Origin of the sequence: Streptomyces sp. DT2A-34 (assembly GCF_030499515.1) — a bacterium.
GTDB lineage: Bacteria > Actinomycetota > Actinomycetes > Streptomycetales > Streptomycetaceae > Streptomyces.
Genome location: NZ_JASTWJ010000001.1, coordinates 7,786,864 through 7,812,516, shown reverse-complemented (window position 1 = coordinate 7,812,516; position 25,653 = coordinate 7,786,864). Strand labels below are relative to the sequence as shown.

Annotated in this window: 19 protein-coding genes; 9 read left to right on the top strand and 10 right to left on the bottom strand. The window is 69.5% G+C overall.

Annotation, left to right across the window (positions count from 1 at the left end):
- Positions 1-84: 84 nt before the first annotated feature.
- From tpiA to uvrC, 8 genes are all read right to left on the bottom strand, one after another.
- The gene (tpiA, locus tag QQM39_RS34825; protein ID WP_302001542.1) at positions 85-861 is read right to left on the bottom strand and encodes a triose-phosphate isomerase; all 777 of its coding nucleotides are present in this window, start codon (positions 859-861) and stop codon (positions 85-87) included.
- Positions 862-866: 5 nt separating this feature from the next.
- Positions 867-2,078 (bottom strand): phosphoglycerate kinase, encoded by a 1,212-nt coding sequence (pgk, locus tag QQM39_RS34820; protein ID WP_302001541.1) that lies wholly within the window; start codon positions 2,076-2,078, stop codon positions 867-869.
- A gap of 144 nt (positions 2,079-2,222) precedes the next feature.
- Complete coding sequence (gene gap / locus QQM39_RS34815) at positions 2,223-3,230, bottom strand: type I glyceraldehyde-3-phosphate dehydrogenase (RefSeq protein WP_302001540.1); 1,008 nt, start codon at positions 3,228-3,230, stop codon at positions 2,223-2,225.
- Between the two features lie 229 nt (positions 3,231-3,459).
- On the bottom strand, positions 3,460-6,414 hold the full coding sequence (locus tag QQM39_RS34810) for a M14 family metallopeptidase (RefSeq protein ID WP_302001539.1): 2,955 nt from the start codon (positions 6,412-6,414) through the stop codon (positions 3,460-3,462).
- Between the two features lie 151 nt (positions 6,415-6,565).
- Entirely contained in the window at positions 6,566-7,555 is a 990-nt protein-coding gene (whiA, locus tag QQM39_RS34805) for a DNA-binding protein WhiA (RefSeq protein ID WP_062719176.1), read from the bottom strand.
- The gene (gene yvcK / locus QQM39_RS34800; protein ID WP_302001537.1) at positions 7,546-8,613 is read right to left on the bottom strand and encodes a uridine diphosphate-N-acetylglucosamine-binding protein YvcK; all 1,068 of its coding nucleotides are present in this window, start codon (positions 8,611-8,613) and stop codon (positions 7,546-7,548) included. The genes whiA and yvcK overlap by 10 nt, the downstream gene beginning before the upstream one ends.
- The gene (gene rapZ / locus QQM39_RS34795; RefSeq protein WP_302001536.1) at positions 8,610-9,626 is read right to left on the bottom strand and encodes an RNase adapter RapZ; all 1,017 of its coding nucleotides are present in this window, start codon (positions 9,624-9,626) and stop codon (positions 8,610-8,612) included. Before rapZ ends, yvcK begins: the two co-directional genes overlap by 4 nt.
- Complete coding sequence (gene uvrC / locus QQM39_RS34790; RefSeq protein WP_302001534.1) at positions 9,623-11,767, bottom strand: excinuclease ABC subunit UvrC; 2,145 nt, start codon at positions 11,765-11,767, stop codon at positions 9,623-9,625. The genes rapZ and uvrC overlap by 4 nt, the downstream gene beginning before the upstream one ends.
- Before the next feature lie 1,034 nt (positions 11,768-12,801).
- Here uvrC and QQM39_RS34785 point away from each other — a divergent pair.
- The 3 genes from QQM39_RS34785 to QQM39_RS34775 all read left to right on the top strand — a co-directional run bounded on the left by QQM39_RS34785 (position 12,802) and on the right by QQM39_RS34775 (position 16,155).
- Complete coding sequence (locus QQM39_RS34785; protein ID WP_302001533.1) at positions 12,802-13,755, top strand: hypothetical protein; 954 nt, start codon at positions 12,802-12,804, stop codon at positions 13,753-13,755.
- A 442-nt stretch (positions 13,756-14,197) separates the two neighbouring features.
- Positions 14,198-15,247, top strand: coding sequence for a LacI family DNA-binding transcriptional regulator (locus tag QQM39_RS34780; RefSeq protein WP_302001532.1), 1,050 nt, complete (start codon positions 14,198-14,200; stop codon positions 15,245-15,247).
- Positions 15,244-16,155 carry a carbohydrate kinase gene (locus QQM39_RS34775; protein WP_302001531.1) on the top strand — a complete coding sequence of 304 codons (912 nt, stop codon included), beginning with the start codon at positions 15,244-15,246 and terminating at the stop codon, positions 16,153-16,155. Before QQM39_RS34780 ends, QQM39_RS34775 begins: the two co-directional genes overlap by 4 nt.
- A gap of 165 nt (positions 16,156-16,320) precedes the next feature.
- Here QQM39_RS34775 and uvrA read toward each other — a convergent pair whose 3' ends face one another.
- On the bottom strand, positions 16,321-19,365 hold the full coding sequence (uvrA, locus tag QQM39_RS34770; protein WP_302001530.1) for an excinuclease ABC subunit UvrA: 3,045 nt from the start codon (positions 19,363-19,365) through the stop codon (positions 16,321-16,323).
- Between the two features lie 224 nt (positions 19,366-19,589).
- Here uvrA and QQM39_RS34765 point away from each other — a divergent pair, with 224 nt between their 5' ends.
- The 5 genes from QQM39_RS34765 to QQM39_RS34745 all read left to right on the top strand — a co-directional run bounded on the left by QQM39_RS34765 (position 19,590) and on the right by QQM39_RS34745 (position 23,842).
- Positions 19,590-20,276, top strand: coding sequence for a maleylpyruvate isomerase family mycothiol-dependent enzyme (locus QQM39_RS34765; RefSeq protein ID WP_302001529.1), 687 nt, complete (start codon positions 19,590-19,592; stop codon positions 20,274-20,276).
- Between the two features lie 44 nt (positions 20,277-20,320).
- A complete protein-coding gene (locus QQM39_RS34760) occupies positions 20,321-20,977 on the top strand; it encodes an MBL fold metallo-hydrolase (RefSeq protein WP_302001528.1) in 657 nt (218 codons plus the stop codon).
- Between the two features lie 314 nt (positions 20,978-21,291).
- On the top strand, positions 21,292-22,176 hold the full coding sequence (locus tag QQM39_RS34755) for an ABC transporter substrate-binding protein (RefSeq protein WP_302001527.1): 885 nt from the start codon (positions 21,292-21,294) through the stop codon (positions 22,174-22,176).
- Positions 22,173-23,093 (top strand): amino acid ABC transporter permease, encoded by a 921-nt coding sequence (locus tag QQM39_RS34750; RefSeq protein ID WP_302001526.1) that lies wholly within the window; start codon positions 22,173-22,175, stop codon positions 23,091-23,093. The genes QQM39_RS34755 and QQM39_RS34750 overlap by 4 nt, the downstream gene beginning before the upstream one ends.
- Before the next feature lie 20 nt (positions 23,094-23,113).
- Complete coding sequence (locus QQM39_RS34745) at positions 23,114-23,842, top strand: amino acid ABC transporter ATP-binding protein (protein ID WP_302003836.1); 729 nt, start codon at positions 23,114-23,116, stop codon at positions 23,840-23,842.
- 120 nt (positions 23,843-23,962) lie between these two features.
- Here QQM39_RS34745 and aroQ read toward each other — a convergent pair whose 3' ends face one another.
- Entirely contained in the window at positions 23,963-24,436 is a 474-nt protein-coding gene (gene aroQ / locus QQM39_RS34740; RefSeq protein ID WP_302001525.1) for a type II 3-dehydroquinate dehydratase, read from the bottom strand.
- 104 nt (positions 24,437-24,540) lie between these two features.
- Here aroQ and QQM39_RS34735 point away from each other — a divergent pair, with 104 nt between their 5' ends.
- Positions 24,541-25,587, top strand: a complete 1,047-nt coding sequence (locus QQM39_RS34735; RefSeq protein WP_302001524.1) for a S66 peptidase family protein — start codon at positions 24,541-24,543, stop codon at positions 25,585-25,587.
- Positions 25,588-25,653: the final 66 nt, after the last annotated feature.

Below are 25,653 nucleotides of genomic sequence, written 5' to 3'. Positions count from 1 at the left end.
GTCGAAGCCCTTTTCGTGAGCCTCATGCTCACCTTTCAAGCCCCGACCCCCGCAAGGGTACGACGAATCGCCGTTACCGCATACTCACTGGTCGCGGAACCGCACGATCTTGACGAACTCGTCGGCGTCCAGCGAGGCGCCGCCGACCAGGGCACCGTCGATGTCGGCCTGCGCCATGATCTCGGCGACGTTGCCGGACTTCACGGAGCCGCCGTACTGGATGCGGACCTTGTCGGCCAGCTCCTGCGTGTACAGGTCGGCGAGCTTGCCGCGGATGGCGGCGCAGACCTCCTGGGCGTCCTCGGCGCCGCAGACCTTGCCGGTGCCGATGGCCCAGACGGGCTCGTAGGCGATGACGATGGTCTCGGCCTGCTCGGCCGGGAGGTCCTTCAGACCGCCCTCGACCTGGGCGAGGGTGTGCGGGACGGCGTTGCCGGCCTCGCGGACCTCCAGCTCCTCGCCGACGCACATGATCGGGGTGAGGCCGTGCTTGTAGGCGGCCTTGACCTTGGCGTTGACGATCTCGTCGGTCTCGGCGTGGTACTGGCGGCGCTCGGAGTGGCCGATCGCCACGTACGTGCACTTCAGCTTGGCCAGCATCGAGCCGGAGATCTCGCCGGTGTAGGCGCCGGAGTCCTGGGCCGAGATGTCCTGGGCGCCGTACTTGATCTTCAGCTTGTCGCCGTCGACCAGGGTCTGCACGGAGCGCAGGTCGGTGAAGGGCGGCAGGACGGCGACCTCGACGGCCTCGTAGTCCTTGTCGGCCAGGGCGAAGGCGAGCTTCTGGACGTGGGCGATGGCCTCGAGGTGGTTGAGGTTCATCTTCCAGTTGCCCGCCATCAGCGGCGTGCGCGTGCTCATGTAGGTCAGTCCTCCAGTGCGGCGAGGCCGGGGAGCGTCTTGCCCTCGAGGTATTCGAGGGAGGCGCCGCCACCGGTCGAGATGTGGCCGAATGCGTTCTCGTCGAAGCCCAGGGTGCGCACGGCCGCGGCGGAGTCGCCGCCGCCGACGACGGTGAAGCCCTTGGACTCGACGAGGGCCTGGGCGACCGCCTTGGTGCCCTCGGCGTAGTCGGGGTGCTCGAAGACGCCCATGGGGCCGTTCCAGAAGACGGTGGCGGCGTCGGCGAGCTTCGAGGCGTACAGCTTGCGGGTCTCCGGACCGATGTCCAGGCCCTCCTGGTCGGCGGGGATGGCGTCCGCGGCGACGGTCGTGGGGTTGGCCGGGGCCTTGGTCTTCAGGTCCGGGAACTCGGTGGAGACCAGGACGTCGACCGGCAGGACGATCTCGACGCCGTTCTTCTCGGCGCGCTCCATGTACTCGGTGACGGCCGGGATCTGGTCCGCCTGGAGCAGGGAGATGCCGACCTCGTAGCCCTTGGCCTTGAGGAAGGTGTACGCCATGCCGCCGCCGATGAGCAGCCGGTCGGCCTTGGCGAGCAGCTGGTCGATGACGGCGAGCTTGTCGGAGACCTTGGCGCCGCCGAGCGCGACGACGTAGGGCCGCTTGACGTCATCAGTGAGCTTCTTCAGGACGGCGACCTCGGTGGCGATGAGGTGGCCGGCGTAGTGCGGCAGGCGGGCCGGGAGGTCGAACACGGACGCGTGCCCCCGGTGCACCGCGCCGAAGCCGTCACCGACGTAGACGTCGACGAGGGCGGCGAGCTGGTCGGCGAACGCGCCACGCTCGGCGTCGTCCTTGCTCGTCTCACCGGCGTTGAAGCGGAGGTTCTCGACGACCGCGACCTGGCCGTCGGCGAGGCCCGCCACGGTGGCCTGGGCGGACTCGCCGACCGTGTCGGTCGCGAACGCCACGTCGGCGCCGAGGAGTTCACCCAGGCGCGCGGCGGCGGGCGCGAGGGAGAAGGCCGGGTCCGGGGCGCCCTTGGGGCGGCCCAGGTGGGAGGCGACGACCACGCGGGCACCCGCCTCCGCCAGCGCCTTGACGGTGGGCAGGACGGCGCGGATACGGCCGTCGTCGGTGATCGTGGTGCCGTCCAGCGGCACGTTCAGGTCGGCGCGGACGAAGACCCGCTTGCCGGCGACGCCTTCGGAGAGAAGTTCGTCGATCGTCTTCATGAAGGGGGCTCCTGAGAAGGGCTCGTGATCGCTCGGAAACGCTCGTGATCCAACAGGTCTGATCTGCACGTGAGTCAGGGCTCGGACGGCGCGTCCCTGCGCCGCCCGAGCCCTGCTTTCACATCAATGTGCCTGCTCTGGATATCAGAGCTGGTTGCCGACGAAGACCGTGAGGTCGACGAGGCGGTTGGAGTAACCCCACTCGTTGTCGTACCAGCCGAGGATCTTCACCGACTTGCCCTCCTGGACCATGGTCAGGGAGGAGTCGAAGGTGCAGGAGGCCGGGTCGCTGACGATGTCGGAGGAGACGATCGGGTCCTCCGTGTAGGACAGGTAGCCCTGCAGCTCGCCCTCGGAGGCCTTCTTGAACGCGGCGTTGACCTCGTCCTTGGTGACCTCGCGCTCCAGCTCCACGACCAGGTCGGTGGCCGAGCCGGTCGGGACCGGGACGCGCATCGCGATGCCGTCGAGCTTGCCCTTGAGCTGCGGGAGGACCAGGGCGGTGGCCTTGGCGGCACCGGTCGTGGTCGGGATGATGTTCTCCGCGGCGGCGCGGGCGCGGCGCAGGTCGGAGTGCGGGAAGTCCAGGATGCGCTGGTCGTTCGTGTAGGCGTGGACCGTGGTCATCAGACCCTTGACGATGCCGAAGTTCTCGTCGAGAACCTTGGCCATCGGCGCCACACAGTTGGTGGTGCAGGAGGCGTTCGAGATGACGTGGTGGTTCGCCGGGTCGTACTTGCTCTCGTTGACACCCATCACGATGGTGATGTCCTCGTCCTTGGCCGGAGCCGAGATGAGGACCTTCTTGGCGCCGCCGGCGATGTGCTTCTCGGCGTCGGCCTTCTTGGTGAAGATGCCGGTCGACTCGATGACGATGTCGACGCCCAGCTCGCCCCACGGGATGTCGGCGGGGTTGCGCTCGGACAGGACCTTGATGGTGTGGCCGTCGACGGTGATCGTGTCGGCGGTGTGGGTGACCTCCTGCTTGAGGCGGCCCAGAATCGTGTCGTACTTCAGCAGGTGAGCGGTGGTCGCAGTGTCACCCAGGTCGTTGACAGCCACGATCTCGATGTCAGCACCCTGCTCCAGCAGCGCGCGGAAGTAGTTGCGACCGATACGACCGAAGCCGTTGATGCCTACGCGGATCGTCACGAACCGATCTCCTCGTTGGTACGCCGGCCATGCGGTGCCGGCGAGCTCTATTTGGGATGTCCCCGACCGCCTACGACCCTACCTCTCTGAAGCCGCCGTGGTGACATTCAGATGCCTCATACACGGCACGGCGGTCCGTACCCGCCAGTAGGGGTACGGACCGCCCGGCCCGGAAGCCCGGATCACTCGATTTGATCACGGCGCGTTGCGCGCTGTTGACCTCGGCGTGTCAGTCCTCAAGTGAGGAGAGGGCCTTTCCGATGAGCGCCGTACGGTCGGCCGCCGCGGTGACATGTTCCAGGCCGAAGCCCAGCAGCACCGTGTCGTCGGTGGTGACCGCTCCATAGGTCTGGAACAGCGCCCCGGTGCGCGCCCAGTCCTTGAGCACGGCCGGGCTGCCCGCGGGCGGTCCGGTCACGCTCCAGGCGCCGAGCGACGTCTCGAAGCCCTCGGTCTGGGTCGCCGTACCGCCGACGACGAGCGAGGCCTCGTCGGCGAGGACGCCATGGCCTCCGGTGCTCGGGTCGGTGACGTAGGCGATCGAGATCTCGACCGACTTCCCGGCGTATGCGCTCAGGTCGAACTCGACCTGCTTCCAGCCCGCGGAGGCGCCCGTGAGGGCGTTCCACTGGCCGCTGCTGCCGCTCGCGGTGCACCCGCTCGTCGCCACGGTGAGGTAGTGGTTCAGCCAGGGGTGCTCGCCCGCGTAGAACCCGGCCTCGCAGTCCGCGGGCACGGTGGTGCTGGTGGCACCGCCCGCCTCGGGGAGTGTCGTCCAGTCCTCGGCCCCTGTGGTGTGGGCCTCGATCAGGACGTTGTCGTAGCCGGGCTCGACGTCCCACAGCAGCTGGGTGCGCAAGGTCGGCTTCTGCGCCGCGCTCACCCCGGTGAGGTCGACGGTCCTGGTCAGCCGCTTGTAGGCGTCGTCGGTGTGGACGGCGGCCGCCATGGAGGAACCGGCGTACGGCCCGTACGGGTTGACGATCCCGGCGAACTGACCGGCGCCCGCGCTCGCGAACTGCGGGTAGTCGTCGGCAGGGAGTTCGTCCGAGGTGACGCTGTAGCTCCCGGCCTTGTCGAGCGGGTTGCCGGTCGCGTCACCGAGCGCTCCGATGAACCCGCCGAACTTGCCGGAGCCGGTGAAGCCGGTGGCCCCGGGGAGCGACGTACGGGAGTAGGCGCCCAGGTAGTACTGGCTGAAGTCGTCCGACAGGGTGCCGCCGCCGAGGTCGACGGCGCCGCCGGCCTGCTCGCCCGCCTCCATCAGCTTGCCGCCCTCGTTGAGGTAGGCGCGCAACTGGAGTTGGGTGGCGTTGCCCGGGACGTTCGTGCCTGTGTAGTGGACGACGGTGTCGAAGTGGCCCAGCACGCCGAGCGCGTCGGGCGCGCCCTGAGTGGCGACGTCCCAGACGATCGCCCGGTGGCCGTTGGCCTTGAGCGCGTCGACGTACTTCTGCGCGTGCGTGGCGGTGGCGCCTTCCTCGGCGACCACGAGGACGCCCGCGCGCGGCCGTTCGGCCAAGGTGTAGGTGAAGTGCTCGCTGGAAACGGGCTTCCCGCTCCTCGTCTCGCCGGTGAACCACACCTCGACCTTGTCGCCCGGGTCGCCGTCCGCGACCTTGGCCCGGTACTCGTCGAAGTAGAGGTTGTCCTCACCGCCGTACGTCTCGCCGCCCTTCCAGGGCCGGAGCGCCATGTCCTCCGTACGGCCGCCGTTGACGCGGTACTTGAGCTCCTTGTCGCGCACGGACTTGCGTACGACGACGGAGACCTCCTGGTCCGCGCCGCGGGAGTACGACGTGGTGAACGCCGCCGGGGTGAAGTCGGCGGCGCTCAGGCCGACCGAGGAGGACGGCCGGTCGGGGTGCGCGGCGCTCTCGGCGACGGAGAGCGCGAACGGGACGTTCTTGGCGAACTCCTGCTGGATCAGCTTCTCGTCGTCCGGGAAGTTGAAGACCGACTGGCAGTCCCGCGCGTTCCACTGGTCGTTCGGGTCGAGGTTCGACGCGGTCTGGCAGGTCGACATCTCGGGCGTGAACATCGCTATGCCGTTGACGTTCGAGGCGTGCCCGTCGGCTTCGCCGTTCGTCGTGTACAGCTCCGAGGAGACCTGCGGGTGGTAGCCGGGGACCGCGGGGTTGTCCGGCGTGCCGGCGAGGGACTCGTAGAGGACGTCGTCCGGGGTGTCGGTGGCGACCTGCCAGCCGACACCGTAGAGGATGAGTTCGGCCGCGGAGTGGTAGTTGATGCCGTAGTCGAAGCCGATACGGCGCTCGAAGGCGTCCAGCGCCTTGGTCTCGGGCTCGGAGGCCGGGGACGCGCCGCGGTAGGTCTCGCTGGTGGGGTTGGGGGACGAACCCTCGTCGTCGTAGCCCCACTTGTAGGTGAAGTTGCGGTTGAGGTCGACGCCGTCGCCGGTGCTGATGGCACCGTCGCCGTTGATGTCGCGCAGGTTCTTGCGCCACAGGCGGTTGCCGGAGTCCTGGAAGGTGTAGTCGTAGCCGTCGGGGTTGGCCGAGAGGACGAACCACAGCTCGGTCGAGTCGACGATCTTCTTCACGCGCTTGTCGGTCTTGTAGTTGTCCAGGTAGTAGTGCATCAGGCGCCGGGTCATCTCCGGTGTGATCCACTCGCGCGCGTGCTGGTTGGACACGTAGAGGACGGAGGGCTTGGTGCCGTCCTTGGTCTTCTTGGCGTTCTTGGTGAGTTTGAGCGCCAGGATGTCCTGGCCGTTGATCGTCTTGCCGATGGAGACGACCTTGGTGAGGCCGGGGTTCTCCTGCCCGGTCCGGACGATCTCCTCCTTGAGTCCCCCGCTGCCGCTGTACGGGCGGTACACGCCCTCGGCGGCCTTCTCGGTGCGAGCCTCGGCCTTGGCGGAGAGGTCGTGCTCGGTGAGCTCGACGCCCTGCTTCTCGAGCTTCTTGGCCTGGTCGTCGGTGAGGTAGACCTCGACGGTGGCCGTGCCCTTCTCGGGCGCCTGCTCACTGAGTTCGTGGCCGTCCTGACCGGCCGCCAGCAGCAGGGGTACCTGCTTCTTGGTGACCTCGGCGCGGAAGACCTTCACTTCGTTCGGGTCGGTTTCTTGTGAACTTCCCGGTTGCGCCTGGGCGATGGGTGCGATACTCGCTCCGCCTATCAGGAGCGCGCCGGCAGCGAGGATCGATCTCGCTCTGGGTCTCATGAACCCCCCTAGCAGTGTTTCGCCACAGTGACGAATGACTGCCAGGCTCATGCCACTTCACGGCCCAGTCAAGAGTGCCGCAAAGACTGACAAAAGACCGGCGCCGATGCCCAAGCGGACATCAGCGCCGGTCTGTTGACGACCCCTCACATCATCCCACGAGGTTGTCCGCCAACTCCTCGGAGAGGTTGGCCTCGGTGCCCGGAATGCCGAGGTCCTGGGCCCGCTTGTCGGCCATGGCCAGCAGCCGGCGGATACGGCCGGCGACGGCGTCCTTGGTGAGCGGCGGGTCGGCGAGCGCGCCCAACTCCTCCAGCGAGGCCTGCTTGTGCTCCATACGCAGGCGTCCGGCGGCAGCGAGGTGCTCGGGGACCTCCTCGCCGAGGATCTCCAGCGCGCGCTGGACGCGAGCGCCGGCGGCGACGGCCGCGCGCGCCGAGCGGCGGAGGTTGGCGTCGTCGAAGTTGGCGAGACGGTTCGCCGTGGCGCGCACCTCGCGGCGCATCCGGCGCTCCTCCCAGGCCAGCACGGACTCGTGCGCGCCGAGCCGGGTCAGCAGGGCGCCGATCGCGTCGCCGTCCCGGACGACCACGCGGTCCACGCCGCGCACCTCGCGGGCCTTGGCGGCGATCGACAGCCGGCGGGCCGCGCCGACCAGGGCGAGCGCGGCCTCGGGACCCGGGCAGGTCACCTCCAGGGAGGACGAGCGGCCGGGCTCGGTGAGCGAACCGTGCGCCAGGAAGGCGCCGCGCCAGGCGGCCTCGGCGTCACAGGTGGCCCCAGACACCACCTGCGGGGGCAGGCCGCGGATCGGTCGGCCGCGCCCGTCGACCAGGCCGGTCTGGCGGGCCAGCTGGTCACCGCCCGCGACCACGCGCACGACGTAGCGCGAACCGCGACGCAGCCCGCCCGGCGCCATCACGATCAGCTCGGAGCTGTGGCCGAAGATCTCCAGGATGTCCCGCTTGAGCCGTCTGGCCGCCATCGCGGTGTCCAGCTCCGCCTCGATCACGATGCGCCCGCTCACCAGGTGGAGGCCGCCGGCGAACCGCAGAATGGCGGAGACCTCCGCCTTCCTGCAGCAGGTCCGGGTGACGGGGAGCCGGGAAATCTCATCCTTCACCGCTGCCGTCATCGCCATGGGCCGATCCTTCCATGCATCCGAAAAATACGGTCGTACGCGGCGGCCAGCAGCTCCGGGTCGTGCCGGGGCGTCCCGTCCGTCCGGGCCACCGGGGCCAGCTCGACCGCGGCACCGAGCCGTTTGGCGGCCTCGGTGAGCACATCCCGGTCCGGCACGGCGGCCTCGTCGGCCAGCACCACGTCCAGGGCGAGTTTAGGGGCGTGTCGTCCCAAAACCTCCAAATGACGCTGCGGTGAGAAGCCTTCGGTTTCTCCCGGCTGCGGGGCGAGGTTCAGGGAGAGTACCCGGCGCGCCTTCGTCTCGGTGAGGGCGTCCAGGAGTTCGGGCACGAGCAGGTGCGGGATGACCGAGGAGAACCAGGAGCCCGGGCCGAGCACCACCCAGTCCGCGTCCCGGACGGCGGCGACGGCCTCCGGGACGGCGGGCGGGTCGTGCGGCACGACGTGCACCGACTGCACCTCGCCGGGGGTGAGGGCGACGTTGGCCTGACCACGGACCGTGTCGACGGCCTCGGGCAGGTCCGGGTTGTGCCCCTTGACCAGGGCCTGGAGCTCCAGCGGTACGGCCGACATGGGCAGCACGCGCCCGTGCGCGCCGAGCAGCTTGCCGACCAGGTCGAGGGCCTGGACGTGGTCACCGAGCTGCTCCCACAGGGCGACGATCAGCAGGTTGCCGACCGCGTGGTCGTGCAGGTCGCCCTGGGAGTGGAAGCGGTGCTGGATGACGCGGGCCCAGGTCTGGCCCCAGTCGTCGTCGCCGCACAGCGCGGCCAGCGCCTTGCGCAGGTCACCGGGCGGCAGCACACCCAGCTCGTCGCGCAGGCGCCCGCTGGAGCCGCCGTCGTCGGCCACGGTGACCACGGCGGTCAGGTCGCCGGTGATCCGGCGCAGCGCGGCGAGCGAGGCGGACAGCCCCATGCCGCCGCCGAGGGCGACGACCTTGGGCTGGGCGCCGCGGCGGCGCGGCCTGGCGCCGCGGGCCTCGGCGGGCCGGCCGGCCCGCGACTCGGGCATCGCCCGGCGCAACCTGCTCAGCCGCGGAGTACGTCCCGTCATTCCCGTCCCATGTCCCGGTGTACGACCACCGTCTCCACGCCCTGGGAGGCAAGGCGCGCCGCCAGCTTCTCGGATGTGGCGACCGAGCGGTGCTTGCCGCCGGTGCAACCGACCGCGATCGTCACGTACCGCTTGCCCTCTCGGCGGTATCCGGCCGCGATGAGCTGGAGCAGCTCGGAGTAGCGGTCGATGAACTCCTTCGCGCCGGGCTGGTTGAAGACATACGCCGACACCTCCTCGTTGAGGCCGGTGAAGGGGCGCAGCTCCGGGACCCAGTGCGGGTTGGGCAGGAAGCGCATGTCCACGACCAGGTCGGCGTCGACCGGGAGGCCGTACTTGAAGCCGAAGGACATGACCGTGGCCCGCAGCTCGGGCTCCTCCTCGCCGGCGAACTGGGCGTCCATCTTGGCGCGCAGCTCGTGCACGTTGAGGCTGGAGGTGTCGATCACCAGGTCGGCGTCGCCGCGCAGCTCGCGCAGCAGCTGGCGTTCGGCGGCGATGCCGTCGACGATGCGGCCGTCGCCCTGGAGGGGGTGCGGGCGGCGCACCGACTCGAAGCGGCGCACCAGGGCGTCGTCGGAGGACTCCAGGAAGACGATCCGGCGGGTGACGCCCCGGGTGTCGAGTTCGGCGAGGGACTCGCGGAGGTTGTCGAAGAAGCGCCGGCCGCGGACGTCGACGACCACCGCGATCCGCGCCACATTGCCCTGGGAACGGGCGCCGAGTTCCACCATGGTGGGGATCAGCGCGGGCGGGAGGTTGTCGACGACGAACCAGCCGAGGTCCTCCAGACACTTGGCGGCCGTCGAGCGGCCGGCCCCGGACATGCCGGAGATGATCACCAGCTCGGGGATGGCCGCTTCGGGGACCCCGGCTGTCTCGTTGCCCGTACTCACCTGTGCTCCGTCTTCCTGGCGTGCGTCCTGCTGGGTGAGATCCTCGCCGGTCTTCTTGTGGGTTTCCTGAGCTTCTTGATCTCGCTCGCCTGTGGGATGTGTGTGGTGCTCGCTCATCTCTCCTGCCCCCGTCGTTCGTCCGGGGCGCCCGCGGACACGGGCTCCCCCGAGGTCTCCGCCGTCGTATCGGATTCCTCGTCTTCCATGATCTCTCCAGTCGCCGTGTTCACGGCGGGCGCGGCCGGGGCCGCCTGGGCGAGAGCCACGGCGATCGTTTCGGCCGTCTTGCGGCCTATGCCCGGAACCTCACAGATCTGGTCGATTGTCGCGGATCGCAGCCTCTTCACCGACCCGAAGTGCTTGATCAGCGCCTGCTTGCGGGTCTCACCGAGGCCGGGGACGTCGTCCAGCGGGCTTGACCGGAAGCGCTTGGCCCGCTTGGTGCGCTGGTAGGTGATCGCGAAGCGGTGGGCCTCGTCCCGGACGCGCTGGAGCAGATACAGGCCCTCGCTGGTCCGGGGCAGGACGACCGGGTCGTCCTCGCCGGGTACCCAGACCTCCTCCAGGCGCTTGGCGAGGCCGCAGACGGCGATGTCGTCGATGCCGAGCTCGTCCAGGGCCCGCTGGGCGGCCGCGACCTGCGGCTGTCCGCCGTCGACGACGACGAGCTGCGGCGGGTAGGCGAAGCGCTTGGGACGGCCGTCGTCGTCCTTGAGGCCGTTGGCGAGGGGGGCGGAGGAGGTGTCGGTGAGCAGGTCGGACGAGGTGCCGGCGAGGGCATCGGACGAGGCGTCCGTGAGCGGGGCGGACGAGGTGTCGGCGAGGGTGTTCTCGCCGTCGGCCCACTCGCCCGTCTTCTCCTTCTCGGCGAGGTAGCGCTTGAAGCGGCGGGTGATCACCTCGTGCATGGAGCGGACGTCGTCCTGGCCCTCGAAGCCCTTGATCTGGAAGCGGCGGTACTCGCTCTTGCGCTGCAGCCCGTCCTCGAAGACGACCATGGAGGCCACGACGTCGTCGCCCTGGAGGTGCGAGATGTCGTAGCACTCGATCCTCAGCGGGGCGCTGTCCAGGTCGAGGGCGTCGGCGATCTCCTCCAGGGCACGCGAGCGCGTGGTCAGGTCGGAGGCGCGCTTGGTCTTGTGCAGGACGAGCGCCTGCTGGGCGTTGCGCTCGACGGTCTCCATGAGGGCACGCTTGTCGCCGCGCTGGGGGATGCGCAGCGAGACGCCGGCGCCGCGGCGCCCGGTCAGCCACTCCTGCACGGGCTCCACGGGGTCGGGCAGGGCCGGGACCAGGACCTCCTTGGGCACGGCGTCCCCGGTCTCCTCGCCATAGAGCTGCTGGAGGGCGTGCTCGACGAGGGCACCGGTGGTGATCTCCTCGACCTTGTCGGTGACCCAGCCGCGCTGGCCGCGCACCCGGCCGCCACGGACGTGGAAGATCTGTACGGCCGCTTCCAGCTCGTCCTCGGCGACCGCGATGAGATCGGCGTCGGTCGCGTCGGCGAGCACGACCGCGTTCTTCTCCATGGCCTTCTTCAGGGCCTCGATGTCGTCGCGCAGGCGGGCGGCCCGCTCGTACTCCATCTCGTCGGCCGCCTCCATCATCTGCTTCTCAAGGCGGCGGAGGTACGTGCCCGTGCGGCCGGTCATGAAGTCGCAGAACTCCTCGGCCAGTTCCCGGTGCTCCTCGGCCGAGACGCGGTCCACGCAGGGGGCGGAGCACTTGCCGATGTAGCCGAGCAGGCAGGGGCGGCCGGTGCGGCGGGCGTTCTTGAAGACGCCGGCCGAGCAGGTGCGCACGGGGAAGACGCGCAGGAGCAGGTCGACGGTGTCACGGATCGCCCACGCGTGCGCGTACGGCCCGAAATACCTGACGCCCTTCTTTTTGTGACCGCGCATCACCTGCACACGCGGGTACTCCTCGTTCATCGTCACCGCGAGATACGGGTAGCTCTTGTCGTCGCGGTACTTGACGTTGAACCGGGGGTCGTACTCCTTGATCCAGGAGTACTCCAGCTGCAGGGCCTCGACCTCGGTGGACACCACGGTCCACTCCACGGACGCGGCTGTGGTGACCATCGTGCGGGTGCGCGGGTGCAGGCCGGCCAGGTCCTGGAAGTAGTTCGCCAGGCGCTGGCGCAGGCTCTTCGCCTTTCCGACGTAGATCACCCGGCGGTGCTCGTCACGGAACCTGTACACCCCGGGAGAGTCCGGGATCTGTCCCGGCTTGGGGCGGTAGCTGGAGGGATCGGCCATGTCTCACACCCTACTGGCGAGCACTGACAGTCCGGCGGGGCTGTGGACAACGCCGGAGCGTTGGGGCTCAGCGGTTCCCGACCCACGCCAGGTCGGGCGGTGGCACCCCGGAGACCAGCACGTGGCCGGCGATCCGCAGCGCCTGTGCGAGCGGCACCGTGTGCGCGCCGGGGGCCCGGCATTCGTGGCGTGCGCGCCGGGGTCGTCCTCGTCGTCGCACGGATCACCATAGGCCCTACCGGCACCCCAGCGGCCCGGCGGCCAGCGCTGGAACCTGAGAATGGCCAGGACAGGAACGTGAGAATGGGTGGGACACGGTGGTGGCCATCGCCGGCCTCCCGGAGCCGGAGTTCGGCCAGGATGCTGCGGATGTGCTTCTCCGCGGTGCCCGAGAGGACCCGCAGGTAGCGGCCTATGCCCGTGTCGGACCGGCCCTCGGCCATGAGGGAGAGGCCCTCGTGCTCGCGGGCGCTGAGGTGAGTCGGCGGATCATCCGGCACTGGGGGGAACAGCTCCTGGACCTGGGAGGGGGCGACGACCGAGCCGCCCCGGAGGATCCGGTCCAAGGCCTCGCTGATCGGGTCGTTCAACCCCGACCAGTACCAGCAGCCCAGCCGCGTCATCGGCCTGACCCGCCACCTCGTACCCGACCGCTCGCACAGGCCGACCAGGCCCTTCCGGAGCAACACTCCAGCCACGGCTTCCTGCACTCATCAGCTCCGGCCGCACGCGCCATCAGGGCGGTGCTGCGCAACACCGGGGCCGGCGCTGGACGACACCGGGCCAGCGCTGGACAACACCGGGGCTGACACAGCGACTTGAGGCGACGGCATCGCGACTCGGCCAGGATTGCCCACTGTTGGGCATCAGGTGTTGTCGGGACTTGGTCAACACGCTTCAATGCGGGGGAACTCGGGGCCATGAACGACGGCGTACGGATGTGAAGACCCCCTGCCGCGCCGACCGGGGTGGCCCCGAGCAGCCGCGCGAACGGTCTGACCACCCGTTGTGAACATCCACAGAAAGGCCCCTGCATGCCGCACGCCACACAGCACGCGGACATCCCCGCCGCCACCGCGGAACTGGACACGGCCCTGCGAGGTGGCCCGTTCCACGTCGCCCTGCGCGCCGCGATAGCCGCCCGGGGACTGCCGCTGCAGCGCGTGCAGCACCATCTGTCCCGTCGCGGTGTGAAGGTCGGCGTCACCAGTCTGAGCTACTGGCAGCAGGGCGCCCGCCGGCCGCAGCGCCCCGAGTCACTGCGCGCGGTACGGGCGCTGGAGGAGATCCTCCAGCTGCCGGAGGAGTCCCTGATCCGGCTGCTCGCCGAGGCCGGCGACCACTCCGCCCTCCAACGGCCCGCGGCCCGCTCCTACCGCTCCCTGGTGGAGGCCTCGGGCGTCCTGGAACAGCTCCTGGCCGAGCTGGACTGGCCGGTCGACGGCGGCCTGCACACCCTCGCCCACCACGAACGGGTACGGATCGGGCCGCGCCGCGAACTGGCGGGACGCGAGTCGCACCACATCGTGCGCGCCCACAAGGACGGCGTGGACCGCTTCGTCGCCGTCCACCACGGCGACCCGGGGTGCGCGCCGGAGCGCATCACGGTGCACGCGCTGGAGAACTGCCGCACGGGACGGGTGCGTTGGCACCATGACACCGGTGTCCTCGTGGCCGAGCTGCTCTTCGGTACGCGTCTGTGGGCCGGCGACACCTACCTCTTCCGGTACGGCGTCGAGGACGGCACGGCCGACGTGTCCCGCGAGTACGCCCGCGGTTTCCCTCTCGCGGGCGGCCAGTACGCCCTCCAGGTGCGCTTCGCCGAGAACGCCCTCCCGGTCCGCTGCCACCGGTTCGCCCAGCACTCGGCAGCGGCGCCCCGCAGTGACCGTCAGGGACTGGCCGTCAGTGGGCTGCACCGCTCCGTCCACCTTGTCGAGCCACGGGTGCGGACGGGGATCGTGGGCATCGGGTGGGAGTGGGAGTGAGCCGCCGCTCCGATCTGTCGCGGCCGCGGCTGACCGCCACGTTTCGATCCCAGTCGGCCCGACCGCCACATTGCAATCCCGGTCGGCCCGACCGCCACGTTTTGATACCGGCCGGACTGACCACCACGTCCTCACACCGGCCGGGCTGCCCACCGCGCCCTGACACCGGCTGAGCTGACCGCCGCGCCCTGACTCAGACCGGGCTGACCACCACTTTTCATCCTGGTGCGGCTGATCAGCACGCTTCCCACACCGGTACGGAAGACCACCAGGTTCTGATCCAGGGACGGCCGACGTCCCCCCTCGGCAGGATCAGCGGAGGGACGTAAGCGATTGCGCAAGCGTTTACGTCCGGCTCCGAATGGGATACCTTCCCGGCCAGAAGAGCCGCGGCGGCCCGGCGAGGGGCCCGCGGCACAGGCAGAAACGGGAGGGGATCGCGATGGCAACCATGGCCGACGTCGCGCGGAGCGCCGGCGTGTCCGTGGCGACCGTCTCTCATGTGCTGAACGGCACCCGGCCGGTGCTGCCCCACACCCGCCAGGCGGTGCTGGACGCCATGGACGAACTCGGCTACACACCCAACACCCTCGCCCGTTCCCTGGTGACCTCCCGCACCCGCTCCATAGGGCTCGCAGTGTCGGCGATCAGCAACCCGTACTTCACGGAGATACTCCAGGGCGTCGAGGCCGCTGCCCTGGAACACGGCTACAGCCTGCTCATCGCCGACCCGCACGACGATCCGGAGCATGAACGCAAGGTCGTCCAGCTCCTGCACGAGCGCCGCGTGGACGGCATGATCGTCGCGCCCTCGGCGGACCCGCGCGAGCTCATCGCCTACCTCGGGCGTCACAAGGTGCCGACCGTCCTCCTCGACCGCGTGGTCCACCCCACGACCGACAGCTCGCCGCATTTCGACCAGGTCTGCGCCGACAGCGCCGAACCCGTGGCCCGGCTCGTCACTCATCTCGCCGATCTCGGCCACCGGCGGATCGCCATGGTCGCCGGCCTGTCCGGCCTCAGCACCACCAGCGAGCGGCTCACCGGATACCGGGACGGCCTGGCGGCGGCCGGGCTCGTGTACGACGAGCGCCTCGTCGTACACGGCGACTCCGAATCGGCCGGCGCCGAACAGGCCACCGCCTCATTGCTGTCGCTCGCCTCGCCGCCCACCGCTCTCGTCACCGCCAACAACGCGATGACGATCGGTGCCCTGCGCGCCCTGCGTGAGCACGGTCTGGCCGTGCCCGACGACATCGCGCTGTGCTGCTTCGACGACTTCGCCTGGGCCGACCTGTTCTCGCCCCGGCTCACCGCGATAGCCCAGCCCAGCAGGGACATCGGCGCCCAGGCGGTCCGCGTGCTGCTGGACCGCCTCGCCTCGCCGGACCGGCCCGCCCGGACCGAGCGGCTCCCCTGCACCTTCGTGCATCGCACCTCGTGTGGATGCCCCGAACAGACCCTGACGTCCGTGAAAGGAACCGTCTCGTGATCGTCGTCGCCGGTGAGGCCCTGATCGACCTGGTACCGCAGGGCACGGGCGCCCTGGCGGGCCTGAAGCCGGCGCTCGGCGGCGGGCCCTACAACACCGCGGTGGCCCTCGGCCGCCTCGGCTCCCCCACCACCTTCTGCTCCCGGACCTCCTACGACGCCTTCGGTGAGGCCCTGCTCGACGGGCTGCGGAGGGCCGGGGTGGACGTATCGGCCGTGCAGCGCGGTATGGAGCCGACCACCCTGGCGGTCGCCACCATCGACGCGAAGGGCTCGGCCGCGTACTCCTTCTACGTCGAGGGCACCGCCGACCGGCTCTTCACGGCACCCCCGGAACTGCCCGCGCAGACGCGCGCGGTCTCCTTCGGCACCTGTTCGCTCGTCCTGGAACCGGGGGCGAGCGCCTACGAGGAGCTGATGCGGAGCGCGGCCGCGCAAGGGGTGTTCACCGCGCTCGACCCGAACATCCGGGCTGGGCTGATCCCGGACCCGGATGGCTACCGGGCCCGGTTCAAGAGCTGGCTGCCGTCGGTGTCGCTGCTCAAGCTGTCCGAGGAGGACGCGTTGTGGCTGGGCGGCACCCCGCGCGAGTGGCTGGCCGCGGGGCCTGCGGCCGTCGTGATCACTCAGGGTGGTGACGGACTGACCGCCTTCACGCGGGACGGCGCGGTGCACACCGTAGCGGGCGAGGACGTCGACGTCGTGGACACGATCGGTGCGGGCGACACCGTGAATGCGGCCCTGTTGCACGGCCTGGCCGCCCAGGACGCCCTGTCCGCCGAGGCGCTCGTGGGACTGGGCGCCGACGGCTGGACACGGCTGTTGCGGTTCGCGGCGCGGGCTGCCGCGATCACCTGCTCCCGGGCGGGCGCCGAGCCGCCCTACGCCTCCGAACTGGGGGACTTCTAGGAGGCGTTCCGTTCCACTGTTGTCCACTCTTGAGGAGTCAAGGTTCGTCACAGCCGCAGGGATCGAGCGGCTGATCATGCAACGTGCGGCGCCCCGCGGGGAGTTCCCGCGGGGCGCCGCACTTTTCGGGGTGTGTTCGGTGTTCGGGCTCGTTGCCCTCGAGCCTCAGGCCTTGCGAGCCCGCGTCGTCTTCTTCGCGGGTGCCGCCTTCTTCGTGGCGCCGGTCGCCTTCTTGGTGGCGGTGTTGTTGGCGGTGGTCGTCTTCGTGGTCCTGGCCGTCGCCGTCTTCTTCACCGTCGAGCCCGCCGCGACCGTCTTCTTGGCTGCCGCCTTGCGCGGGGCCTTCACCGAGGTCGCGTCGCTGATCCGGTCGGCGTCGAGGATCTCGCGCAGGAACTTGCCGGTGTGGCTGGTGGGGACCGCGGCGACCTCCTCGGGCGTGCCCTCGGCGATGACCAGGCCACCGCCGGCGCCGCCCTCGGGGCCCATGTCCACGATCCAGTCGGCGGTCTTGATCACGTCGAGGTTGTGCTCGATGACGATGACCGTGTTGCCCTTGTCCACCAGGCCGGACAGGACCTTCAGCAGCTTGCTGATGTCCTCGAAGTGCAGACCGGTGGTGGGCTCGTCCAGGACGTAGACCGTACGGCCGGTGGAGCGCTTCTGCAGCTCGCTGGCGAGCTTCACGCGCTGCGCCTCACCGCCGGACAGGGTGGTCGCGGACTGGCCGAGCCGGACATAGCCGAGACCGACGTCGTTCAGCGTCTTGAGGTGGCGGTTGATCGCCGGAACCGCCTCGAAGAAGGTCATGGCCTCCTCGATGGGCATGTTCAGGACCTCGGAGATGGACTTGCCCTTGTAGTGGACCTCCAGGGTCTCCCGGTTGTACCGGGCGCCGTGGCAGACCTCGCACGGGACGTAGACGTCCGGGAGGAAGTTCATCTCGATCTTGATCGTGCCGTCGCCCGCGCAGTTCTCGCAGCGGCCACCCTTGACGTTGAAGGAGAAGCGTCCCGGCATGTAGCCGCGGACCTTCGCCTCGGTGGTCTCGGCGAACAGCTTGCGGATGTGGTCGAAGACGCCGGTGTACGTGGCCGGGTTCGAGCGCGGGGTGCGGCCGATGGGCGACTGGTCGACGTGCACGACCTTGTCGACGAGGTCGTCGCCCGCCACGCGCGTGTGGCGCCCGGGGACATTGCGGGCGCCGTTGAGCTCGCGGGCCAGGTGCGTGTACAGGATGTCGTTGACCAGCGTCGACTTGCCGGAGCCGGACACGCCCGTGACCGCGGTGAACACGCCCAGCGGGAAGGACACGTCGATGTCCTGGAGGTTGTTCTCCCGGGCGCCGTGCACCGTGAGCCGGCGGGACGGGTCCTGCGGGCGGCGGATGTCGGGCAGCGGGATGGACTTCTTGCCGGCCAGGTACTGCCCGGTCTGCGACTCGGTGTTGGCGAGCAGCTCCTTCAGGGAGCCGCTGTGCACGACCTTGCCGCCGTGCTCGCCGGCGCCGGGGCCGATGTCGACGATCCAGTCGGCCATCTTGATGGTGTCCTCGTCGTGCTCGACGACGATGAGCGTGTTGCCCATGTCGCGCAGCCGGACCAGGGTCTCGATGAGCCGGTGGTTGTCGCGCTGGTGCAGACCGATGGAGGGCTCGTCGAGGACGTACAGGACGCCGACAAGGCCGGAGCCGATCTGGGTGGCCAGGCGGATGCGCTGGGCCTCGCCGCCGGAGAGCGTGCCGGCCGCGCGGTTCAGCGACAGGTAGTCGAGGCCGACGTCGACGAGGAACCGCAGCCGTTCGTTGACCTCCTTCAGCACCCGCTCGGCGATCTTCTTGTCGCGGGCGTTGAGCTTCAGCTCGCCCAGGAAGTCCGCGCAGTCGCTGATGGACATCGCGGAGACCTCCGCGATCGACTTGTCCATGATCGTCACCGCGAGGACGATCGGCTTCAGACGCGTCCCCTCACAGGTGGGGCAGGGCACCTCGCGCATGTAGCCCTCGAAGCGCTCACGGCTGGCGTCGCTCTCGGCCTCGCTGTGCCTGCGCTTGACGAAGGGGACGGCCCCTTCGAACGGCGTGGTGTACACGCGCTCGCGCCCGTACCTGTTCCGGTAGCGGACCTCGATCTGCGTCTTGTGCCCGTGGAGGAGCGCCTTCTTGGCGCGCTGCGGCAGGCCCGCGAAGGGGATGTCCGTGCGGAATCCCAGCGCATCCGCGAGGGCACCGATCAGGCGGCCGAAGTAGTCCTTGGTGTGCCCGTGCGACCAGGGGTGGATGGCTCCCTCGTCGAGGGACTTGTCCTCGTCCGGGACGATCAGCTCGGGGTCGACCTCCATGCGCGTACCGATACCGGTGCACTCGGGGCAGGCGCCGAAGGGCGAGTTGAAGGAGAAGGAGCGCGGCTCCAGCTCTTCGAAGGAGAGGTCGTCGTACGGGCAGTACAGGTGCTCCGAGTACATGCGCTCGCGCTCGGGGTCGCCCTCGGGGAGGTCGACGAAGTCGAGCACGACCATGCCGCCGGACAGGCCGAGGGCGGTCTCCACGGAGTCGGTGAGGCGGCGCTTGGCGGTGTCCTTCACCGTGAGGCGGTCGACGACCACCTCGATGGTGTGCTTCTCCTGCTTCTTCAGCGTCGGCGGGTTGGAGAGCTGGATCGTCTCGCCGTCCACACGCGCGCGGGAGTAGCCCTTGGTCTGAAGATCGGCGAAGAGGTCGACGAACTCGCCCTTGCGCTCGCGCACCAGCGGCGACAGCACCTGGAAGCGGCTCCCCTCCGGCAGCTCCAGGACCTTGTCGACGATGGCCTGCGGCGACTGGCGCGAGATCGGGCGGCTGCACTGGGGGCAGTGCGGCTTGCCGATGCGCGCGAAGAGCAGACGCAGATAGTCGTAGACCTCGGTGATGGTGCCGACCGTCGAGCGCGGGTTGCGCGAGGTCGACTTCTGGTCGATGGAGACCGCCGGGGACAGACCCTCGATGAAGTCGACGTCCGGCTTATCCATCTGACCGAGGAACTGCCGGGCGTACGACGACAGCGACTCCACGTAGCGCCGCTGCCCCTCGGCGAAGATGGTGTCGAAGGCCAGCGAGGACTTGCCCGACCCCGACAGGCCCGTGAAGACGATGAGCGAGTCGCGCGGCAGGTCGAGCGAGACATTCTTCAGGTTGTGCTCGCGCGCGCCACGGACGATGAGACGGTCGGCCACGCCGGTCCGCACCTTTCTTGAGAGAAGTGACAGGGGCGAGGCCCCCGTGCTTTTTCAGACTAGGGGGAGCCACTGACAACGCCGGTCGGATTCCCGAATGGGACAACAATCCCGGACCATCCAGCATGCCCGACGCCGAGACCGACCCTATAGCACGCGCATTCGATTTACGGCACTCGTTCACCACCTTCACCCAAAGGTGTGGCGGGGCTAATGTCAGCACCATGATTGATCACGCTCGTGACCTGGTGTCTGTACGTGAAGCGACGGAACGGCTGCTCACCGCAGCGGCCAAGCTGGACAACGCGTCGGTGGCCGAGCCGTCACGGCTCCCCGGCTGGAGCCGCGGCCACGTCCTCGCACACCTCGCCCGCAATGCCGACGCCCTCGTGAACGTCCTCCAAGGGCGCCCCATGTACGTTTCGGCGACGGCCCGGGACGCCGACATCGAGCGCGACGCCCCGCGCCCCCTCGACGCGCAGCTCACAGACGTACGCGAGAGCGCGGCCCGCTTCCAGGAGACGGGGGCGGCGCCCGCGGACTGGTCGCGCACCGTGGAGCTGCGCAATGGGGTCACCGACGCGGCGGCCCGGGTGCCGTTCCGGCGCTGGGTCGAGGTGGAGTTGCATCACGTGGATCTCGGGATCGGGTACGAGTTGGAGGACCTGCCGGCGGAGTTCGTGGAGCGGGAGATCGACTTCCTCGCCGAGCGGTTCACCGGGCACCCCGATGTGCCGCCGACCCGTCTCGCGGACGGCACGCGCGCGTGGAGCACAGGCCGGGAGGCGGACACCGCAGAGATCACCGTCCGAGGTCCCGCGCCCGAGCTGCTCGGCTGGCTCGCCGGGCGCCGCGACGGATCCGGGCTGACCGTGGAGGGCGGCCCGCTGCCGTCGCTCCCCCCGCTGTAGCTCCTGGACCGCCCTGGACCGCTCTCCCGCTATAGGCTGCCGCCATGATGTACAGCGGACAGGTGACGGTCGGTGGCCCCGCCGACGTGCATGAGCTCAAGGACCTGATGATCACCAAGATCGCGGTCGGCCCGATGAACAACAACGCCTATCTGCTGCGCTGCCGGGCCACGGACGAGCAACTGCTGATCGACGCCGCCAACGACGCGGAGGCGCTGCTCGGCATGATCGGTGACGACGGCATCGCGTCCGTCGTCACCACGCACCAGCACGGCGACCACTGGCAGGCCCTCGCCGCCGTCGTCGAGGCCACCGGGGCACGCATTTATGCCGGACGCGACGACGCCGAGGGCATCCCGGTGCCGACCGACGTCCTGGTCGACGACGGCGACACCATCCGGGTGGGGCGCGTGGAGCTCACCGCGCGCCACCTGGTCGGGCACACGCCGGGTTCGATCGCCCTCGTCTACGACGACCCGCACGGGCATCCCCATGTGTTCACCGGGGACTGCCTGTTCCCGGGCGGCGTGGGCAACACCCGTAAGGATCCAAAGGCGTTCGCCAGCCTGATCCACGACGTCGAGACGAAGATCTTCGATGTGCTGCCGGACGAGACCTGGGTCTACCCGGGCCACGGCAACGACACGACGCTGGGCGCGGAACGGCCGCAGCTGCCGGAGTGGCGCGCGCGGGGCTGGTGAGCGCGCGAGGACGGTGAGCGCGCGGACGTGAGCGCGCACCCCCGCGTACGCGCCCCGTGTGAATCGTTCACACGCGCCGGTGCCACGCGCGCGCTCCCGGCGGACGTTGTTGCGCGGTCAACTGGAAGCAGCCCCGCACAGGATGACGGCTCCTGAGCGGTAAGGGCCGCCGGTCTCTCCATCCCCGCCCTCGGCCGGCGGCCCCGGCGGCGCACCGAGGGCTTGTTCACAGGAACGCAACAACCGTTCCCACTATGCGGACAGTTACCGTCCTGACCTCGACAAACACGACGATGTACTGTCAATCTCCCGCCATGCACCTTGCCCCTCGCGCGCTGCGCCGCGCCGTCGCCGTCGCAACAACCGCCCTGCTCGCCACCGCTCTCGGCTGTGCTCCACAGCCGGACGACAAGGCCGCCGACGCGCCGTCGGGGTCGGCCGGGAACACCTGTGCCAAGGGCAAGTTGGCCACCCAGGCCTCCGGCAAGCTGACGATCGCCACCGATGAACCGGCGTACGAGCCCTGGTTCAAGGACGACAAGCCCGCGGGCGGTGAGGGATTCGAGTCGGCGGTCGCGTACGCCGTGGCGAAGCAGCTCGGCTACGACAAGAGCGCCGTCGTCTGGCAGAGCGTGCCGTTCAACAAGGCCTTCGCGCCCGGCGAGAAGACCTTCGACTTCGACATCAACCAGGTGTCGATCAGCGACGAGCGCAAGAAGGCCGTGGACTTCTCCTCCGGCTACTACGACGTCCGCCAGGCCGTCATCGCGTTGAAGGGCACCAAGGCCGCCCAGGCGAAGAGCATCGCGGACCTGAAGGGCCTCAAGCTGGGCGCACAGGTCGGCACCACCAGCCTGGATTACATCGACGACGTGGTGAAGCCGACGCAGGAAGCCGCAGCGTACGCCAAGAACGACCAGGCCAAGTCCGCGCTGAAGAACGGTCAGGTCGACGCCATCGTCGTCGACCTGCCGACCGCCTTCTACATCACCGCGGCCGAGGTGACGGACGCGACGATCGTCGGGCAGTTCGAGAACCAGGGCGGTACGCCGGAGCAGTTCGGGCTCGTGCTCGACAAGGGCAGCGCGCTCACCGCGTGCGTGACCGACGCCGTGGACACGCTGCGCAAGGACGGCACCCTGGCCAAGCTCGAGCAGCAGTGGCTGTCGGACGCCGTCGACGCTCCGGTGCTCAAGTGACGGTCACGAAGGCGGAGTCCGGCCAGGAGGGCGCGGACGACAACGGCGGCATGTCCGGCGCGGGCGGCGACGGCTACGTCCCCTCGCAGCGACGTCTCGACCGCGAGCGCTACAAGCGCAACCGCGCCCGCCGCGCCACGGCGATCGCCGCCCTCTCCACCCTGGTCACCGGCGTCGCTCTCTACCTGGTCGTGGTCAACGCGCCGGGCTGGCCACGTACCAAGGAGACGTTCTTCAACGGGCAGTACGCGCGCGAGGCGTTCCCCAAGGTCCTCGAAGGGCTCTGGCTCAACGTCCGGCTGCTGCTGGTCTGCGGTGCGGCCGTGCTGGTCCTCGGGATGCTCATCGCCGTCGCGCGTACGCTGCGTGGCCCGGTGTTCTTCCCTCTGCGGGCGCTGGCGGCGGCGTACACGGACTTCTTCCGCGGGCTTCCGCTCATCATTAACTTGATGATCGTCGTCTTGGGCGTCCCCGCGCTGCGGCTGCAGGGCGTGACCGTCGATCCGGTACTGCTGGGCGGTACCGCGCTGACGCTGACCTACTCGGCGTACGTAGCCGAGGTGTTCCGCGCCGGCATCGAGTCCGTCCACCCCTCGCAGCGCGCCGCGGCCCGCTCCCTCGGCCTCACCAACCGGCAGGCGCTGCGGCACGTCGTCCTGCCCCAGGCCGTGCGCCGTCAGGTGCCGCCGCTGCTGAACGACCTGGTGTCGCTGCAGAAGGACACCGGGCTGGTGTCGATCGGCGGTGCGGTGGACGCCGTACGGGCCGCGGACATCATCGCGGGCCGCAGTCTCAACTACACGCCGTACATCGTCGCGGGCCTGGTCTTCGTGGCGCTGACCATCCCGATGACCCGCTTCACGGACTGGGTGACGGCCCGGATGGACCGTCGCCGCGCCCAAGGAGGAGCCCTGTGAGCGACGCACCTGTGCTGCGCATGGAGTCCGTCCGCAAGACCTTCGGCGGCTCGGTCGTGCTGCGGGACGTCGACCTGGAGGTCGCCCCGCACACCGTGACCGCGCTGATCGGCGCCTCCGGCTCCGGCAAGTCCACGCTGCTGCGGTGCGCGAACCTGCTGGAGGACATCGACGACGGCGCGATCTGGCTGGACGGCGAGGAGATCACCGATCCGCGCGCCGACCAGGACGCCGTACGACGCCGTATCGGCGTGGTGTTCCAGGCGTACAACCTCTTTCCGCACATGACGGTCCTGGAGAACATCACCCTCGCCCCGCGCCGGGTGCACGGTGTGTCCCGGGCGGAGGCCGAGGCACGCGCGCGTGAGCTGCTGGAACGGCTCGGGCTGGCCGGCAAGGCGGGCGAGTACCCGGACCGGCTGAGCGGCGGCCAGCAGCAGCGGGTCGCCATCGTCCGCGCCCTGGCCGTACGCCCCCGGCTGCTGTTGCTCGACGAGATCACCGCCGCCCTCGACCCCGAGCTCGTGGGTGAAGTCCTCTCCGTCGTCCGCGACTTGAAGGGGGACGGGATGACGATGGTGCTGGCCACGCACGAGATGGGGTTCGCCCGCGAGGTCGCCGACCAGGTTTGTTTTCTGGACGGAGGCGTGGTGCTGGAGCGCGGCACGGCCGAGCAGATCTTCGGCGATCCGCAGCAGGAGCGCACCCAGCGCTTCCTGCGGCGGATCGTGGAGGCGGGGCGACTGTAAGGACCGCTCGCTATGGTCGGCGGGACTTACACATCCACGGGACTTACACGTCCACGGGCCTTACGCATCCACAGGGGTCATAGGTGCGCCGGACCTACACGCCCGCCCCGCCCGGCCGCTTCACGTGTCGGCCTGTCCCGCCCCCGCCAGTGCGGCGACCCGCTCCACCCCGAACACGTACCCCTGCACACCACAACCAGCGATGACGCCGTCGGCGCGCAGGGAGACATACGAGTGGTGCCGGAACGACTCACGCTTGTGGATGTTGGAGATGTGGACCTCCAACACGGGTAGTCCGTCGCAGGTGTTGAGTGCGTCCAGAATCGCAACTGACGTGTGCGAGTAGGCGCCGGGGTTGATCACGATCCCGCTGTGGTTCAGCCGTGCCTCATGGATCCAGTCGACCAGTTCGCCCTCGTGGTTGGACTGCCGGAAGTCGATCGTGCCGCCGTGCGCGGCCGCCGCCTTGGCGCACAGGGCCTCGACATCGGTCAGGGTCTCGGAGCCGTAGATCTCCGGCTGACGCTGGCCGAGAAGGTTCAGGTTGGGGCCGTTGAGGATCATGATCGGGGCGTTGGCCAGGGTGCGGGGCACGGTTCCTCCGGTCCGTTCAGGGTGTGGCGGTCCGTCGGTGACCGCTGTTCAGACCCCGGTTTATCACGGTGCGCGGGCCACGCCACGAGTCATACCCTCCCGTCATGACCATGATCTCGTACCCTCCCAAGCCGTCCCCCGGCGACCGCGTCGCCGTCATCTCCCCCGGCGCAGGCCTGCCCGGGCTCTTCCCACGCCCCTACGAACTGGGCCTGGAGCGGCTGCGCAAGGACTACGAACTCGAGCCGGTCGAGTACCCCTCGACGCGCAAGATGGGATCGACGCCGCAGGAACGCGCCGACGACATACATGCCGCGTTCGCCGATCCCGACATCAAGGCGGTCATCGCGTCGATCGGCGGCGACGACCAGATCACCGTGCTGCCGCTGCTGGACCGGGAGTTGATCCGGGCAAACCCAAAGCCGTTCTTCGGGATGAGCGACAACACGAACCTGCTCATGTTCCTGCGCAACACCGGCATCGTCGGCTACCACGGCGCGACCGTCATGACCGCGTTGGGCCGCCCTGTTGCCATGGACCAGTTGACCGCCGAGTCACTGCGGGCGGCGCTCTTCACATCGGGCGAGTACGAGCTGAAGCCCGCAGAGCTCTGGAACGACATCAACCGTGACTGGGCCGACCCGGCGACCTTCGACGCGGAGCCGGAGATGCGACCCTCCGACGGATGGACGTGGGTGAACGCCGACGGGGTGGTGGAAGGCCGCAGTTGGGGCGGCTGTCTGGAGATCCTCGGCTGGATGCTGATGGCTGACCGGGAGATCGCGCGCGACCTCTCGGAATACGACGGCGGAGTGCTGCTCCTGGAGACCTCGGAGGAGATGCCGAGCGGCGAGGAGGTCTTCCGCACCATGCGCAACATGGGCGAGCGCGGGCTGCTCCAGCGCTTCTCCGCACTCCTGATGGGCCGCGCGAAGACCTGGTCCTTCGAGCGCCCCAACAGCCCCGAGGAGGCCGCTCGTTACGCGGCCGAGCAGCGCGAGGCCGTCCTGCGCGCCATGCGGGCCTACGCTCCCGACACCATGATCGTCTTCGACGTGGACTACGGGCACACCGACCCACAACTCGTGATCCCCTACGGCGGCATCGTCCGCGTCGACGGCCCCGCCCGGCGCATCACCGTCACGTACTGACCAAGCCCCGGCGCGCCTGTACGCCCCCGTAACCCGTGGTCACCGTGGGTAGTTGACGCGGCATGC